Origin of the sequence: Paractinoplanes pyxinae (assembly GCF_026626335.1) — a bacterium.
Lineage (GTDB): Bacteria > Actinomycetota > Actinomycetes > Mycobacteriales > Micromonosporaceae > Actinoplanes > Actinoplanes pyxinae.
In genome coordinates this window covers 303,428-318,499 of record NZ_JAPNTZ010000007.1, presented here as the reverse complement: position 1 = coordinate 318,499, position 15,072 = coordinate 303,428, and the positions used below count along the sequence as shown (strand labels likewise).

Annotated in this window: 13 protein-coding genes; 8 read left to right on the top strand and 5 right to left on the bottom strand. The window is 70.1% G+C overall.

Annotation, left to right across the window (positions count from 1 at the left end):
- Positions 1-3: 3 nt before the first annotated feature.
- The 6 genes from OWR29_RS21460 (at position 4) to rocD (ending at position 5,695) form a co-directional block, all read left to right on the top strand.
- Positions 4-1,290: a sensor histidine kinase gene (locus OWR29_RS21460; protein WP_267564833.1), complete on the top strand. Its 1,287-nt coding sequence runs from the start codon at positions 4-6 to the stop codon at positions 1,288-1,290.
- Between the two features lie 14 nt (positions 1,291-1,304).
- Complete coding sequence (locus OWR29_RS21455; RefSeq protein WP_267564832.1) at positions 1,305-1,949, top strand: response regulator transcription factor; 645 nt, start codon at positions 1,305-1,307, stop codon at positions 1,947-1,949.
- A 117-nt stretch (positions 1,950-2,066) separates the two neighbouring features.
- Entirely contained in the window at positions 2,067-2,675 is a 609-nt protein-coding gene (locus OWR29_RS21450; protein WP_267564831.1) for an ATP-dependent Clp protease proteolytic subunit, read from the top strand.
- A gap of 119 nt (positions 2,676-2,794) precedes the next feature.
- Positions 2,795-3,421 (top strand): hypothetical protein, encoded by a 627-nt coding sequence (locus tag OWR29_RS21445; protein WP_267564830.1) that lies wholly within the window; start codon positions 2,795-2,797, stop codon positions 3,419-3,421.
- A gap of 256 nt (positions 3,422-3,677) precedes the next feature.
- Positions 3,678-4,484, top strand: coding sequence for a dimethylargininase (ddaH, locus tag OWR29_RS21440; RefSeq protein WP_267564828.1), 807 nt, complete (start codon positions 3,678-3,680; stop codon positions 4,482-4,484).
- Between the two features lie 11 nt (positions 4,485-4,495).
- Positions 4,496-5,695 (top strand): ornithine--oxo-acid transaminase, encoded by a 1,200-nt coding sequence (gene rocD / locus OWR29_RS21435; RefSeq protein WP_267565112.1) that lies wholly within the window; start codon positions 4,496-4,498, stop codon positions 5,693-5,695.
- Here rocD and OWR29_RS21430 read toward each other — a convergent pair.
- Positions 5,692-6,843: an FHA domain-containing protein gene (locus OWR29_RS21430; RefSeq protein WP_267564826.1), complete on the bottom strand. Its 1,152-nt coding sequence runs from the start codon at positions 6,841-6,843 to the stop codon at positions 5,692-5,694. The genes rocD and OWR29_RS21430 overlap by 4 nt on opposite strands.
- Positions 6,844-7,034: 191 nt before the next feature.
- Here OWR29_RS21430 and OWR29_RS21425 point away from each other — a divergent pair, with 191 nt between their 5' ends.
- Complete coding sequence (locus OWR29_RS21425; protein WP_267564825.1) at positions 7,035-7,847, top strand: hypothetical protein; 813 nt, start codon at positions 7,035-7,037, stop codon at positions 7,845-7,847.
- On the opposite strand, the gene OWR29_RS21420 is transcribed toward OWR29_RS21425, so the two are convergent.
- From OWR29_RS21420 to OWR29_RS21410, 3 genes are read right to left on the bottom strand one after another with little or no spacing between them, the layout of a single operon-like run.
- Entirely contained in the window at positions 7,826-8,896 is a 1,071-nt protein-coding gene (locus tag OWR29_RS21420) for a 1-acyl-sn-glycerol-3-phosphate acyltransferase (RefSeq protein WP_267564823.1), read from the bottom strand. The genes OWR29_RS21425 and OWR29_RS21420 overlap by 22 nt on opposite strands.
- The gene (locus OWR29_RS21415; RefSeq protein WP_267564821.1) at positions 8,896-9,750 is read right to left on the bottom strand and encodes a patatin-like phospholipase family protein; all 855 of its coding nucleotides are present in this window, start codon (positions 9,748-9,750) and stop codon (positions 8,896-8,898) included. The genes OWR29_RS21420 and OWR29_RS21415 overlap by 1 nt, the downstream gene beginning before the upstream one ends.
- Positions 9,751-9,775: 25 nt before the next feature.
- Positions 9,776-10,360: a TetR/AcrR family transcriptional regulator gene (locus tag OWR29_RS21410; RefSeq protein ID WP_267564819.1), complete on the bottom strand. Its 585-nt coding sequence runs from the start codon at positions 10,358-10,360 to the stop codon at positions 9,776-9,778.
- A gap of 57 nt (positions 10,361-10,417) precedes the next feature.
- Here OWR29_RS21410 and OWR29_RS21405 point away from each other — a divergent pair, with 57 nt between their 5' ends.
- Complete coding sequence (locus tag OWR29_RS21405; protein WP_267564818.1) at positions 10,418-11,809, top strand: MDR family MFS transporter; 1,392 nt, start codon at positions 10,418-10,420, stop codon at positions 11,807-11,809.
- A 1,829-nt stretch (positions 11,810-13,638) separates the two neighbouring features.
- Here OWR29_RS21405 and OWR29_RS21400 read toward each other — a convergent pair.
- Positions 13,639-15,021 carry a chitinase gene (locus OWR29_RS21400; protein ID WP_267565110.1) on the bottom strand — a complete coding sequence of 461 codons (1,383 nt, stop codon included), beginning with the start codon at positions 15,019-15,021 and terminating at the stop codon, positions 13,639-13,641.
- Positions 15,022-15,072 lie beyond the last annotated feature (51 nt).

The following is a 15,072-nucleotide window of genomic DNA, read 5'->3' as shown; positions in this document are numbered from 1 at the left end:
CCGATGACCGTGCTGCGCGCCCCGTTCACCGCGCAAGCCCTGCGCCGGCTGGCGTTCTGTGTCGCCGGTGTGCTCAGCGCGGTCGCGATCCTGGCCCTGCCGGCGATCCTGCCGGGGGTGGCTGCCCTCATACTGTGGGCGACCGGGGCCATGTCCGACGATCGGCCCGCCCCGGTGGTCGCGCCGGTGTTCCTGGTCCTCCTCCCGCTCACCGTCGCGCTGCTGGTCGTGCTGGCCAAGCCGATCGGGCGGGCGATCGCGGAGGTGCACCGCCGGCTGGCCCGCCGGTTGCTGGACGAGCAGGTCGACGTGGACCGGCCCGGCTGGCGGGCCCTCGGGTATTCGCTGCTCAAGGTGCCTCTGGCCGTTCCCCAGGGCTACGGCGCCTTCTGCTACGTCTTCGGCGTGGTCAACCTCAGCTATCCGGTGTGGTGGCCGCTGTTCCGCAACCACCCGCCCGGCACGACCCTGGGGCCGGTGCACGCGCTGACGCCGTTCGGCCTGATCAGCACGCGGACGTTCGCCGGCACGTTTCTGATCGCGGCCGCCGGCTGGGCGATGCTGCTGGTTGCGCCCTGGCTGATGCGGGTGGGTACGAGCTGGGACGTGGCAGCCATGCGCGGGCTCCTCGGCCCTCGGCGGCTCGCCCAACGCGTACGCGAACTGCAGGTCAGCCGCGCGCAGGCGATCGACGACGCGGCCACGATGATGCGCCGGCTCGAGCGTGATCTGCACGACGGGGCCCAGGTGCGGCTGGCCACGCTGGCCCTCAACCTCGGCCTGGCGACCGAGAAACTGGGCGCCGACGGCCCCGCACCCGATCTAGCCCAGGCCCGCGAGCTGGTCGCGCTGGCCCACCGGGGAGCCAAGGACGCCTTGGCCGACCTGCGCGACCTGGTGCGCGGGATCCACCCGCCGGTGCTCGACAACGGTCTCGCCGACGCCCTGGCCACGCTGGCCACCAGCAGCGCCATCCCGGCGACGGTCCGGGTCGGCCTGCCCGGCCGGCCGGCGCCGGCGATCGAGACCATCGCCTACTTCTGCGCGGCCGAGCTGCTGGCGAACGCGGCCAAGCACAGCCGGGCCTCGCGGATCGCGCTCGGGGTCGCGCAGTCGGAGGAGACCTTGCGACTCACGGTCGAGGACGACGGCGTGGGCGGGGCCGACCCGGACGGTCCCGGGCTGTCCGGCCTGGCCCGCCGTCTGGCCGTGGTGGACGGCCGGATGAGCGTCCACAGCCCGGCCGGCGGCCCGACCCGGGTCGAGATCGACCTGCCCACACACGTGTAGACGGAGGCGACGACATGCGGGTGGTGATCGCGGAGGACGCCGCGATGATGCGCGAGGGGCTGGTCCGGCTGCTGACCGACCGGGGCTTCGAGGTGTGCGCGGCGGTGGCCGACGCCGATGAGTTGCGGTCGGCGGTGGCTGCCTTCCGGCCGGACGTGGCGGTCGTCGATATCCGGATGCCCCCGACGCACACGGACGAGGGGCTGCGGGCCGCCATCGACATCCGGCGCGACCACCCCGGGGTCGGGGTGCTGGTGTTCTCGCAGTACGTCGAGACCCGCTACGCGACCCGGCTGCTGGCCGACCGGCCGACCGGGGTGGGCTACCTGCTCAAGGACAGGGTGGCCGACGTGGCCGACTTCGTTGACGCGCTGACCCGGGTGGCCTCGGGCGGCACCGCGCTGGATCCCGAGGTGGTCGGCCACCTGATGCGGGCCGGCTCGCACACGACCGGGCTGGCCGCGCTGACCCCGCGCGAGCGCGAGGTGCTGGCGCTGATGGCCGAGGGGCGGTCCAACGCCGGCATCGCGGCGGCCCTGGTCATCACGCCCGGAGTGGTGGAGAAGCACGTGGCGAGCATCTTCGCCAAGCTCGGCCTGCCCGCCTCGGACACCGACAACCGCCGGGTCCTGGCCGTCCTGCGGCACGTCAGCGGGTGACGCCGGGTTCGCCTAGAGGGGAATCGCTGGGCGCGCGGGGCTTGGCCGGGAAGACTTGGTGACGTCGAACGGCCGGTCGGGTGACACCTCCGGCGGCGGATGCGAGAGGGTGTTGTCATGAGTTTTGACGAGTTGACGATGCGGGGCGGTGGCGCATCCTTCGATGACCAGGTGTTCGAGCGGCTGCTCCGTGAGCGGATCATCTTCCTCGGCAGTGAGGTCAACGACGAGGTGACGAACCGCATCTGCGCCCAGATGCTGCTGCTGGCCTCGGCCGACAGCGAGAAGGACATCGCGCTCTACATCAACTCGCCCGGCGGCTCGATCAGCGCCGGCATGGCGGTGTACGACACGATGCAGTACATCAAGAACGACGTGGCGACGATCGCGATGGGCATGGCCGCCTCGATGGGGCAGTTCCTGCTCTGCGCGGGCACGCCCGGCAAGCGGTACGCGCTGCCGCACGCGCGGATCATGATGCACCAGCTCTCCGGCGGCATCGGCGGCACCGCGGCCGACATCGCCATCCAGGCCGAGAGCATGCTGCACATCAAGAACGTGATGAACGAGCGGATCGCCTTCCACTCGGGCCACACGCCCGAGGAGATCGAGGCCGACTCCGACCGTGACCGCTGGTTCACCGCCGAGCAGGCCCGCGAGTACGGCCTGGTCGACCACGTGATCAGCAAGGCCAACCAGGTCACGAACACGACGTCGCTGGTCTGACCAGCGCTTTCGTCGCACGCCGAACGGGCGCACAGGGTCTTCCTGTGCGCCCGTTGTGTCGTTTCCGGCGGTTCGGGGTACACGAGGGCATCCCCCGAATCTGTCAAGGAGGTGCTGACGTGAGGCTCCCGACGTTCTCCCGCCAGTCCACGAGCGATACCACGGAGACTCCCGAGCGCCCGGCCACGACCAGCTCGGTCACCCGGCCGCGCGAGGACAACACGACCGAGGTGCGTCCCGTACGCGCCCGCCGCGACGAACCCGACACGCTGACCGACCTGCCGCCCGCGCCCAAGCACGCGGGCCGCACCGACCCGCCGCCTCCGCCGCCGGCCGGTTTCAAGCCGGAGCCGCCGGCCGGCCTCAAGCCGGAGAAGCCGAGCGGCACCGCCACCGTGGACACCCCGGTCGCGACCGGCCCCAAGCCGCGGGCCAGCCTGCTCGCCACCCTCGGCCTCATCCTCGGTGTGGCGTCCGTGCTGCTCGTGCTGTCCGGCCCGCTGATGGGTTACGGCATCGGCGTCGCCGGCGTGGCCCTGATCCTCTCGCTGAGCGGCATCCACGCCACCGGCAAGCGCCACGTCGCGGGCAAGACCGATGCCCTGCTCGGCATGATCTTCTCGCTGGGCGCGATCGTGCTCGGCGTGCTCGCCCTGACCGGATCGCTCAACTGGCTGGGCACCGACACCCAGCCGGTAAACACGGTTCGCGAGTGGCTTGACGCACGGTTTATCGACCGCTTCTGACGGGTATCAGACATTCGCCGACGGCGATGCGCCGGAAGCACCGATCGGAACCGGGACTGGCGCTCACCAGTTCCGCCCCGGAAACGCCCGGCGGTTCGCCGGCACCGATTCGATCTCGAGGGTGGCCTGGTTCAGGCCACCCTCGAGGCGTCTTGCAACGAATCTCCGCCGCGGCGCCCGAGCACGCAATGATCGAAAGCAGCTTGCAGGGTTGAACTACGGCATTCGCCGGTGGGGCCCGCCTAGCGTTTCTGCCATGACGACCAAGGCTTCGCCGCGCCGCTACCTCATGTGCCGGCCCACCCACTTCGCGGTGACCTATCGCATCAACCCGTGGATGGATCCCACGGCGCCCTACGACAACGCGCTCGCCGTCCGCCAGTGGGAGAACCTGCGGCAGACCTACCTCGACCTGGGTCATACGGTCGAGCTGATCGAGCCGCTGCCGGGCCTGCCCGACATGGTCTTCGCGGCCAACGGCGCCACCGTCGTCGACGGCCGAGTGCTGGCCGTGCAGTTCCGCGACGCCGAGCGGGCCGACGAGGCCCCGGCCTACGCGGCCTGGTTCCGCGAGCGCGGCTTCGCCGTGACCGAGCCCAAGCACACCAACGAGGGCGAGGGCGACATCCTGCTCGCGGGCGACGTGCTGCTGGCCGGCACCGGCTTCCGCACCGCGCACGCCTCGCACGCCGAGACGCAGGAGGTGCTGCGCCGCCCGGTGATCTCGCTGCAGCTGGTCGACCCGGCCTACTACCACCTCGACACCGCGCTGTGCGTGCTCGACGAGACCAACGTGGCCTACCTGCCGTCGGCGTTCTCGCCCGGCTCCCAGGCCGTGCTCAAGCAGCTCTTCCCGCATGCGGTGATCGCCAACGAGGAGGACGCGGCGGTGCTCGGCCTCAACGCGGTGAGCGACGGTCGTACGGTGGTTCTGCCTGTTCAAGCCCCGCATCTGGCCGCCGAGTTGCAGAATGCGGGCTACCGGACGGTCGGGGTCGACGTCTCCGAGCTGCGCAAGGCCGGCGGCGGACCCAAGTGCTGCACGTTGGAGGTGCGATCGTGACAACCGTGGAGATGCGTACCCCGGCCGAGCTGGCCGAGGCCGAGCGCTACACCGCGCACAACTACCACCCGCTGCCCGTCGTGATCACCGAGGGCGAGGGCGCCTGGGTCACCGACGTCGACGGCCGCCGCTACCTCGATTTCCTGGCCGGCTACTCGGCCCTGAACTTCGGGCACCGGCACCCCGGGCTGATCGCCGCCGCGCACGCCCAGCTCGACAAGATCACGCTGACCAGCCGGGCCTTCGTGCACGACCAGTTCGCCGAGTTCTGCCGGTCGCTGGCCGAGCTGTGCGGCAAAGACCTGGTGCTGCCGATGAACACCGGCGCCGAGGCCGTCGAGACCGCGATCAAGGTGTCCCGCAAGTGGGGCTACCAGGTCAAGGGCGTGCCGGACGGGCAGGCCGAGATCGTCGTGGCGGCGGACAACTTCCACGGCCGGACGACCACGATCGTCAGCTTCTCGACCGACCCCGAGGCCAAGGCGGACTTCGGCCCGTACACGCCGGGGTTCAAGGTCGTCCCGTACGGCGATGAGCCCGCGCTGCGGGCGGCGATCACGCCGAACACCGTGGCCGTGCTGATGGAACCCATCCAGGGCGAGGCCGGTGTGCTCGTGCCGCCGGCCGGCTACTTCGCCGCCGTGCGGGCGCTGTGCGACGAGCACAACGTGCTGATGATCGCCGACGAGATCCAGTCGGGTCTGGGCCGTACGGGCCGCACCTTCGCCATCGAACACGAGGGCGTCGTCCCCGACATGTACGTGCTGGGCAAGGCGCTGGGCGGCGGCATCGTGCCGGTCTCGGCCGTGGCCGCGAACCGGGACGTGCTGGGTGTGCTCAAGCCGGGCGAGCACGGCTCGACCTTCGGCGGCAACCCGCTGGCCTGCGCGGTCGGCGGCGAGGTGGTGCGCCTGCTGGCCACCGGCGAGTTCCAGCGCCGATCGGCCGAGCTGGGCGAGCACCTGCACGCCCGGCTGAACGGGCTGATCGGCCACGGCGTGGTGGCGGTGCGCGGGCGCGGGCTGTGGGCCGGCGTCGACATCGACCCGGCGCTGCACACCGGCCGGCAGGCCTGCGAGCGGCTCGCCGAGCGTGGCGTCCTGGCCAAGGACACCCACGGCTCGACGATCCGCCTGGCCCCGCCGCTGGTCGTCACCCGTGAGGAGATCGACCACGCGGTCGACCAGCTGGCGGCGATCCTCGCCGCTTAGCCCCGCTCGAACTTGCGCAGGGCCATCGTCGGCGCCTCGGCCATCACCGACTCGGGTTGGACGACGCCGCCGGTGGCCCACATCTTCGAGCGGCCCACCTGGACGCCGCCGTACAGCTCGACCACGTCCTCGGGGGCCAGGGTGCGGCTCTCTTGCCGGCGCAGGGCGACCCGCTCGTCGTCGTTGACCGTGCCACCCGGGCGCACGCCGCTGCCGTTGGTGCTGATGTCCTGCACGGTCAGGTTGCCGTCGGTGCGCAGCGTGAACTGCACGTGCCCGCGGCTGATCCACTTGCGGGCGTCGTCGGTCAGCCACTGGCCGAGCATGACGCCCTTGCCACCCTCGGGGGCGCGGCCGACCACCACCGGCTCGTCGGTCGAGACCGTGAACCGGCGGCGGATCACGCCGTCGATGCGGACGGAGAGCACCTCGACCGCCGCCCGCGGGCCGGCGTCGCGCAGCTGGGCGCCGTGGCGCGGACAGGTCGGCACGCCACCGCGCAGCGAGGGCGGCGGCTGGGACACCGGGCTGGTGTAGGTGCGCATGTCGGCGAACGGGCTGTCCGGGTCGCCGCCGGAGCCGAAGCTGGTGCAGTTGGGCTCGGGGCAGCTCCACACCCGGGCCAGCAGGCGTTCGCCCAGCGGGGACCGGTCGGCCTGCTGCGGCGGCTCGCCCCGGCCGACCCGGGCCATCAGCACCGGGGTGCCGCCCTCGCCGGCCACCGCGGCCAGCAGGCGGCCGGGCTCGTTCACCCAGGGGTGCCGGTCGCTGTCGCCGCGGGTGCGGGTGAGCACGGGCAGACCCAGCAGTTCGGCCACCTCGAAGACGCGGTCGTCTAGCTGGGGAACGACCTCGACCTTGCCGTCGTCGGCCCAGCGGCGGATGACCATTCGCTCGTTCGAGGTGAGGTCGGTGTCCGACAGCAGGCCGCGTGGGGCCACCACGAAGACCGGCACGTTCTCTTCCGCGACGCGCCGGCCGAGGGCGTCGATGACCAGACCGAGGCGGACCGAACTGGCCGGACGGCCCCCGTCGAGGTCCGCATACCGCACGATCTCCGACAAGTCGACCACCGCGCGGGCGAGCGCCGGGTCGGTGCTGAGGCGCGCCTCGATGGCGTCGAGGACCTTGCTGACCTCGAATCTCACGGGTCCTCCCGATGGCCGATGGATGTCTGTGCAACGGCAATCATGCCGTGCGCGCTGCGGAGGCGGTCATCACACCCCTGCGTGACGGCCCGGTTGTCCGTCGTGTCCGTTTGCGTTTCCCGGCCATCGGGAATTGACGGGGGTCACAAGAGCCGGTCCATCGACGGGCCGGCCGGGCTGAAGGGACGGACATGCGGACACCACGGCTCGCGGGGCTGGGCATCGCGACGATGGCCACGGCCGCGATTGCGCTGGCCGGCTGCGACTCCACTTCGCCGTCCGGTTCGGCCTCGGCGCCGGCCTCGGGTGCGCCCACGGCCAGTGCGTCGGCCTCCCTGGCCCCGGCCGACCCGGCCGCGGTCGACGCCCTCACTAAGGCGACCTCCCAGCTCGGCACCACCAGCTTCAAGATGACCGCCACCTCGGGTTCCGGCTTCAAGCTGACCGGCGCGGTCGACCCGGCCCAGAGCGCCGGCACGGCCGAGCTCAACGCGTCCGGCCCCAACGCCGAGCTCAACATCAAGACCCTGCTGTCCGGGCAGGACCTCTACCTGCAGGTGCCCGGCTTCACCAAGGCGGGCACGTGGACCCACGTCGACGTCGCCCGGCTGCCCGAGGGGGCCAACGTCGGGCTCCGGCCCGGCCAGCTCGACCCGGTGAACACCTCGAAGCTGCTGAGTTCGGCCACCGACGTACGGTCGACCGGGCCCAACGCGTACGCGGGAACTCTCGACCTGACCAAGGCGGTCGGCCTGGCCGGCGTCTCGCAGGTGACCATCGACGAGTCCGGCGCGCAGGCCCAGCGGGTGCCGTTCACCGCCACCACCGACGACCAGGGCCGGCTGTCCGAGCTGACCATCGAGATCCCGGCCGTCAACGGGCAGGCCGCGCAGCCGCTGAAGGTGCTCTACAGCGACTACGGCGCCCCGGTGACCGTCACCAAGCCGTCGGCCGCCGAGATCACCGAGGCCCCCGACAGCCTCTACAGCTCGCTCGGCAGCTGATCCTTGCGCCGGGCGGTCCAGTCGGTGCTGAGCGGGCGGAACGCCGGGCGGTTCTCCTCGATCCACGAGTCGATGCGGGCCCACCAGTCGTACAGCCAGGCGACCCGCTCCTCCTCACCGGCCGGGATCTCTTCCGGCGGGACGCTCCAGAACTTCATCACCAGCCGCTTGTCCATCGGCAGCTCCTGCCAGACGTCGGCCACGGTGATCATGCGGTCGAGGCCGGTGTGAGCCACGAAGATCACACCGGCGTCGGGCGCCGCGTCGATCGCCGCGAACAACCCGCCCGGCTTGGGCGGCAGCAGGTGGCGCAGATTCTCGGCCCGCTGGGCGGCGTCGGCCAGGCCGCGCGCCTTGAGCCGGGCGATCGCGCTGGTGCGGCGGCGCGGCGTGAAGTTGCCGCCCTCGGGGAAGATGACGAACGCGTCGTTGTCGTCGAGGCCGGTGGCCGTCTCGCCGATCTGCTGCTCGAGCGTCTCGGTGCCGGTGCGCCCGGGCGTGATGAACCGGTTGGGCAGGCGGTTGAGCAGCACGTCGACCGCCGGATCCCACTGCAGGGTGGCCTTGAGGACGATCCGCGGCTCGCGCTGGAACCAGTTGGTCAGTGCGTGGATCAGGATGAACGAGTCGCCCGGCCCGGCGTGCCGGCTCACCACGATCTCGGGGCGGCCGGGCAGGGCCGTGTCGGGGTCGGTGCCGACCACGTCGACGGTCAGGTGCAGAGCCCACTTGGCGAACCAGAACAGGATGGCCAGGAAGCGGCCGGTCACCACGTAGTGCGCGCGCTGGAAGCCCGGGCTGCGGATGTTGCGGCCGAAGCCGGAGGCGACCCACAGCACCGCCAGCACGATCAGCGCCGCCGCGTCCCACAGCAGATAGAGGATGCCCGCCAGCACGAGCCGGGGCACGCGCAGGTGGCCTGGCACCAGCGGCGACGTGATCAGTGCCAGCACCAGCCAGATCGGCAGGGTGGTGACCAGGGCGACGGCCAGCACCACGACGACGGGCGCGATGACCAGGCGGCGCACCCAGATCGGCGGCAGCGGCATCAGGCGGCGTCCGGCCCGGGCTGGGACAACACGTTGGCCGCCAGGTAGCGGCGGGAGGCGGTGTAGGCCCGGCTGATCCGGCGGCCCACGGCGGCCATGTCACGGTAGGCCCAGGGACTGTCGTCCCGGCTCTCGCCGCCGCCGGTGGGAAGCACATGCACCCGTACATCGTCGGGCAGCGATGCAAGCTCGCGGGCGAACCGGTGCCGCCGGGCGATCTCGAAGGCCACCTGGGCCACCTCCCACGGCCGGCGGGGAACGGCCAGCGGGCGCTCGACCCGGCCCACCTGCAGGACGAAGACCAGCTTGGCCCCGATGCGCACGGCCTCGCCGATCGGGATCGAGTTGACGATCCCACCGTCCACATAGTGCTCGCCGGCGATCTCCATCGGGGGCAGCAGCCCGGGCACCGCCGACGACGCGAGAACGGCGTCGACCAGGGGGCCGCTGTCGAACCAGTGCTCGGCCGCCCGCTCGATGCTGGCCGCGCAGCAGTGGAACGGGATCTTGAGGTCGGCGAACGTCGACGTCTCGCCCAGTTCGCTCTCGAGCAGCCGCCGCAGCGGCAGCGGCGAGTGCAGATGGGTGCGAGCGGCGAACCGGCGCAACTGGCGACCGAGTGAATCGCCGTAGACGGTGGCCGCCTCGGGCGAGGTCCACAGCCGTACGAGCCGATCGGTCACCGCCTCGTTCGGGTCCGACGCGACCAGGGCCCCGTTGACCGCCCCGATCGACGTGCCGACCACGACATCGGGCCGGAACCCGGCTCGGAACAGGGCACGCAGCATGCCCACCTCGACGGCGCCCAGAACGCCGCCACCGCCGAGCACGAACGCCACCGGACCGTTGACCATGACGTAATCGTGGCACGGGCCGTCGTCAGCTGTTCAGCAGCGGCAACCAGACCTCGTCGACGATCCCGGTGATCACGTCGTCGGGCACCGGGCGCATCGTCATCAGCATCTCGTGCCGCAGCAGATCGAACGGCAGGCTGACCACCCGGTCGGGCCGCGGCCGGTCCGGCAGCTCGCCGCGTTCGACGGCTCGGGTGAGCATCGTCTCCAGGCTGTTGGGCCGGTTCTGCACGCGGAGCTTGTCGCGCAGCTCGCTGAAGTTCGTGCCCGAGGCTCGGAAGTAGTCCATGAGCTGCACGCTGATCATGGTGAGGATGTGCGCGCGAGCCGAGTTGGCATTGCGCAGGAAGCCGATCACGTCGTCGCGCAGACTGCCGGTATCGGGTAGTTCGACCGGCTTCGACCACCAGAACCGGGTCAGGGTGGCCAGCAGCAGGTCGTCGCGTTGCGGCCAGCGCCGGTAGAGGACGGGCCGGCTGGTGCCCGCACGGGCGGCAATTGCCTCGTACGTGAAACCGGCGTAGCCGAGCTCGATCAGCACCTGCCAGGCGGCGTCGAGGATCGCGTCCTCGAGCTCGCTCCCACGACGGCGGGTCTTTTCAAGATGCACCCGTGTATCTTATCGTAGGCAACGTTAGATACAGCTCCGTATCTTAAGGCGGTTCCAATGTCCCTCGATCGCACGGCTTTGCGCACCTCGATCGCGGTGCTCGTGGGTGGCATAACGGTCATCCTCGACTCCACGATCGTCAGCGTGGCGCTGCACGAACTGGCGGCCGACCTGCACGCCGACGTCAGCACCATCCAGTGGGTGGCCACCGCGTACCTGCTGGCCCTCGGCGTTGTGATCCCGGTCGTCGGCTGGCTGCAGAGCCGGCTCGGCGCCAAGCGCCTGTGGATGGCGGCGCTCGGCCTGTTCCTGCTCGGCTCGGTGCTCTGCTCGCTGGCCTGGGACGCGTCCAGCCTCATCGCGTTCCGCGCCGTGCAAGGCGTAGGCGGCGGCGCGATGCTGCCGCTGATGTCCACTATGGTCATGCAGGCGGCCAAGCCGGCCGACCGGGCCCGGCTCATGTCAGTGGTCGCGTTGCCGGCCGCCGTCGGCCCCATCCTGGGACCGGTGATCGGCGGCCTGATCCTGGGAGCGGGTGACTGGCGCTGGCTGTTCCTCGTCAATGTGCCGCTCTGCCTGGCCGGCCTGTTCCTCGCCTGGCGGCTGATCCCGGCCGAGCAGCCCGGTCGCCGGGTCAAGCTCGATCTCGTCGGCCTGCTGCTGCTGTCGCCCGCGTTGGTAGCGCTGCTGTGGGGTCTCTCAAACGTTTCCGGTACGGGCGGTTTCGCGCGCGCTGACGTCATTGTTCCCATGAGCGGGGGCGCCTTGCTGCTGCTCGCGTTCACGCTGTGGGCCGTACGCCGCCGCGGTTCGGCCCTGGTCGACCTGGAGGTGTTGCGCTCCCGTCCCACCTGGGCCGCGACTGCGCTCATGTTCCTCTCCGGCGCCTCCCTGTACGGCGCAATGCTGCTGTTGCCCCTCTACTGGCAAGAGGTACGCGGCGAAGACGCCCTAGGAGCCGGCCTGCTGCTGATTCCGCAGGGAGTCGGCTCTTTGCTGAGCCGGAGCGTCGCCACCCGCCTGCTGGAACGCAGCGGCGCCCGCTGGGTGTCGATCCTGGGCTTCGCGCTGGTCGGCGTGGCCACTGTGCCTTTCGCCTTCGCCGGTGTGGCCACCCCGATGTGGGGCTTGCTGGTGGCGCTTTTCTTCCGCGGTTTGGGCCTGGGCCTGGTCATGATCCCTTTGATGACTGTGGCGTTCCAGGGCCTGGCCCACGACCAGGTGCCGCACGCCAGCATCGTCACCCGCATAGCCCAGCAGATAGGCGGCTCGGTCGGCGTGGCTTTGCTGGCCGTCATCCTCGCCACCACCAGCTTCCACGCCGCCTTCTGGTGGACGACCGGCTTCACCGCCTTGGCCGTTTTGCTGGCGTTCGCCCTACCCACCCGCCAGCCGGCGCCCGAGGCGCCAAGCCCAGCCACGCCGAGTCCAGTAAGGACAGCCGCCTGAGGCGTGCGCTTATCCGGTTTCTCTCGGCCGAGCACGCGGCCCGGACCGGTCGCTCGAACCTGCAAGCCGACCCAGATCGCCGACTCGCCGCCGCTCTTGCGTGGCCGTGTCGATGGCGGCCAAGCGGCCCCGGAACGTCCGGTGTTGCACGAACATGCGCGCGACTCCTGCACTCGCCGCTCAACGTTGACCGACGGGTGCGATCGATACCGCACGAACGCACAACTTCACGCGACCGCTTCTCGTAAGGCACGCGTCCAACGTCGGCGTTGCACGAATGCGCAGCTTCGCGCAGAGGCGTTCGGCTCTAACTGCACGATCGTGGTTGGCGTCGGTTGCGCGAGCGTGGTCGGGGTTGCACAGATGCGCAGCTTCGTTGCGGTAAGGGTTGGCGTCGGGCGCGCGGATAAGGCGGAGGCTTGCACAAATGCCCACCTTCACGCATGGCGTTGGGCGTGGGTTGCGCGACTGCGGTGGGGGTTGCACGAATGCGCAGCTTCGCGCGGGGGCGTTGGCGTTGGTTGCGCGAGTGTGGTCCTGAGTTGCACGGATGCGCAGCTTCGCGCGGGAGCGGTTGCGCGAGTGCGGTCGGAATTGCACGGATACTCAGTTTCGCGCGGGCGTTGGCGTTGGCTGCGTGAGTGTGGTCGAGGTTGCACGGATGCGCATCTTCGCTTCGGCGCGGGTTGGCGTCGGGTGCGCGGATACGGGGGAAGGTTGCACGAATGCGCCGCTTCGCGGGGGAGCGGTGGCAGCGGTTGCGCGGGTGCGGTCGGGGTTGCACGGGTGCGCAGCTTCGCGCGGGCATTGGCGTCGGCGTTGGCTGCGTGAGTGTGGTCGAGGTTGCTCGAACGCGGATCTTCGCTTGGCACGCATTGGCGTCGGGTGCGCGCATATGGCTGAGGTTGCACGAATGCGCCGCTTCGCGGGGGAGCGGTGGCAGCGGTTACGCGAGTGCGGTCGGGGTTGCACGGGTGCGCAGCTTCGCGCGGGCATTGGCGTCGGCGTTGGCTGCGTGAGTGTGGTCGAGGTTGCACGAACGCGCATCTTCGCTTGGCACGCATTGGCGTCGGGTGCGCGCATATGGCTGAGGTTGCACGAATGCGCAGCTTCGCGCGGGGGCGTTGGCGTTGGCTGCGCGAGTGTGGTTGAGGTTGAACGGATGCGCAGCTTCGCGCGGGTCACGATGGCGTCGGGTGCACGAGTGACGGGTATTGCGCGAACGCACAGCTTCGCGTGGACGCGCTTGCCAACGGCGGCTGGAAAGCTGACCTCCTGACGACGCTTGGGCTTCAGGTCGCTAGGAGTCAGTTTCCACGCGTCGCCGACAGCGTTGGTGTTGGCGAGATAGTGCAACCGGCGGGTTGGGCTGGCGCCTGCGGCAACCGCTGCCCGACGGTCCTCATCGGTGAGCCACGCGACCGGCTGTGGGGCTGAAGCGCGTTGGCCGGAGCAGGGTCGGTGTGCATCTGTGAAGCGGGCGGGGCGTCGCTGGGTTCGAGGATCGGCGCGACGGCCGGCTGGTCTGCCGCTCGAGCGATCAATCTGAGGGCTGGGTGGGATCCGGAGGCGGCGTGGCGGCTGGCTTTGGGGTTGAGCGCAACCACTTACGCAGGTCGCCCGGGTGGGGTGAGCGTTCTGGACGCGCCAGCGGCCAGCTCACCCCGCCCGGGCCCTCGGCGGGAGCGACGGTCTGTACCCACCACCCTGCTACGACATCTGGCCTTTGATCTTTGGACTTTGAATTGCGGTAACGGTGGGGCTGCAACCACCGCTACCGCAAACGACATTCGGCCTTGCATCTTGATCTTTTGGATGGCGGGAAGGCTTTACGCTATTCCCTTCAGGTACGCGCCGTTTTGGTTTTGGAACTCGTAGTTGTAGAACTTGTCCCAGTTGATTGACCAGGTCATCAGGCCGCGGAAGTTCGGGTTGGTTCCGCTTCGCAGGGTGTACGAGCCGCAGTTGGTGTTGCGGATCAGGCAGTTGACGGCCTGCTGGATGGCCGACGGGGCTACATAGCCGTTGCCTGCGCTCACTGATGACGGGGCGCCGAAGGCTACCTGGTCTTCGCGCAGGCCGGGGAAGACGTTGGCCGTGTTGCCCGCTACCGGGAAGCCGGCCAGCAGCATGTCAGTCATGGCGATGTGGAAGTCGGCGCCGCCCATCGAGTGGTACTGGTTGTCCAGGCCCATGATGGAGCCCGAGTTGTAGTCCTGGACGTGCAGCACGGTGATGTCGTTGCGCAGCGCGTGGATGACCGGCAGGTAGGAGCCGGCGCGCGGGTCCTGGCCGCCCCACGGGCCGGAGCCGTAGTACTGGTAGCCGAGCTGGACGAAGAACGTCTCGGGGGCCATGGTCAGCACGAAACCGGCGCCGTAGCGGGCCTTCAGGGATTTCAGCGCGGCGATCAGGTTGACGATGACCGGGGTGGTCGGGTTCTTGAAGTCGGTGTCGCCGGTGTTCAGCGACAGCGAGTGGCCTTCGAAGTCGATGTCGACGCCGTTGAGGCCGTACTTGTCGATGATGGCGCTGACCGAGCTGACGAACTTGTCGCGGGCCGCCGTCGTGGTCAGTTGTACCTGGCCGTTCTGGCCGCCGATGGAGAGCAGCACCTTCTTGCCGGCATCACGCTTGGCCTTGATGGCCGCGATGAACTGGGCCTCGGTCTCGACGCCGGGGCATTCGGTGGCGGGGCACAGGCGGAACTGGATGTCGCCCGAGGTCACCGAGGTCGGCTCGCCGAAGGCCAGGTTGATGATGTCCCAGTTGTTGGGCACGTCGGACATCCGCAGGTAGCCGGAGCCGTTGGCGAAGCTCGAGTGCAGGTAGCCGATGAGCGCGCGCTTAGGCAGGTTTGTGTTCGGAGGCTGAGTGGTAGGCGGGGGCGTCGTCGGCGGCGGAGTCGTAGGAGGGGGAGTGGTGGTGGGAGGAGGGGTGGTTGTCGGCGGAGGTGTGGTGCCGCCGCACACGCCGTTGTCGATCCAGACGTCCCACTGGGCGCTGTGCGTGGCCGGGGCCTCGTTCTGGGTCCACCACTTGGCGGTGTAGTTGTGGCCGTTCTGCGAGGCCGTGTTGTCCTTGACGTAGACGGCGGTCGAGCTCCACGCCGGGGCGCAGGCGGCCGCTGCGCTGGCGCTGGAAGCGAGGTACACAGTGCCGCCACCGGCCGCGAGCGCGACGGCCATGGCGAAGATCATCGATCGGCGCATAGCCAAGTATGAATACTGTTAAGTTTATTTGTAAATAGCCCAGGTACCGTT

Bases quoted from the DNA above. Each gene is read 5' to 3' on its own strand.
- OWR29_RS21420 (WP_267564823.1), bottom strand. From the start codon at position 8,896: ATGCCGCTGCCGCCGATCTGGGTGCGCCGCCTGGTCATCGCGCCCGTC.
- OWR29_RS21415 (WP_267564821.1), bottom strand. From the start codon at position 9,750: ATGGTCAACGGTCCGGTGGCGTTCGTGCTCGGCGGTGGCGGCGTTCTG.
- OWR29_RS21450 (WP_267564831.1), top strand. From the start codon at position 2,067: ATGAGTTTTGACGAGTTGACGATGCGGGGCGGTGGCGCATCCTTCGAT.
- OWR29_RS21455 (WP_267564832.1), top strand. From the start codon at position 1,305: ATGCGGGTGGTGATCGCGGAGGACGCCGCGATGATGCGCGAGGGGCTG.
- OWR29_RS21425 (WP_267564825.1), top strand. From the start codon at position 7,035: ATGCGGACACCACGGCTCGCGGGGCTGGGCATCGCGACGATGGCCACG.
- OWR29_RS21460 (WP_267564833.1), top strand. From the start codon at position 4: ATGACCGTGCTGCGCGCCCCGTTCACCGCGCAAGCCCTGCGCCGGCTG.
- ddaH (WP_267564828.1), top strand. From the start codon at position 3,678: ATGACGACCAAGGCTTCGCCGCGCCGCTACCTCATGTGCCGGCCCACC.
- rocD (WP_267565112.1), top strand. From the start codon at position 4,496: ATGCGTACCCCGGCCGAGCTGGCCGAGGCCGAGCGCTACACCGCGCAC.
- OWR29_RS21405 (WP_267564818.1), top strand. From the start codon at position 10,418: ATGTCCCTCGATCGCACGGCTTTGCGCACCTCGATCGCGGTGCTCGTG.
- OWR29_RS21400 (WP_267565110.1), bottom strand. From the start codon at position 15,021: ATGCGCCGATCGATGATCTTCGCCATGGCCGTCGCGCTCGCGGCCGGT.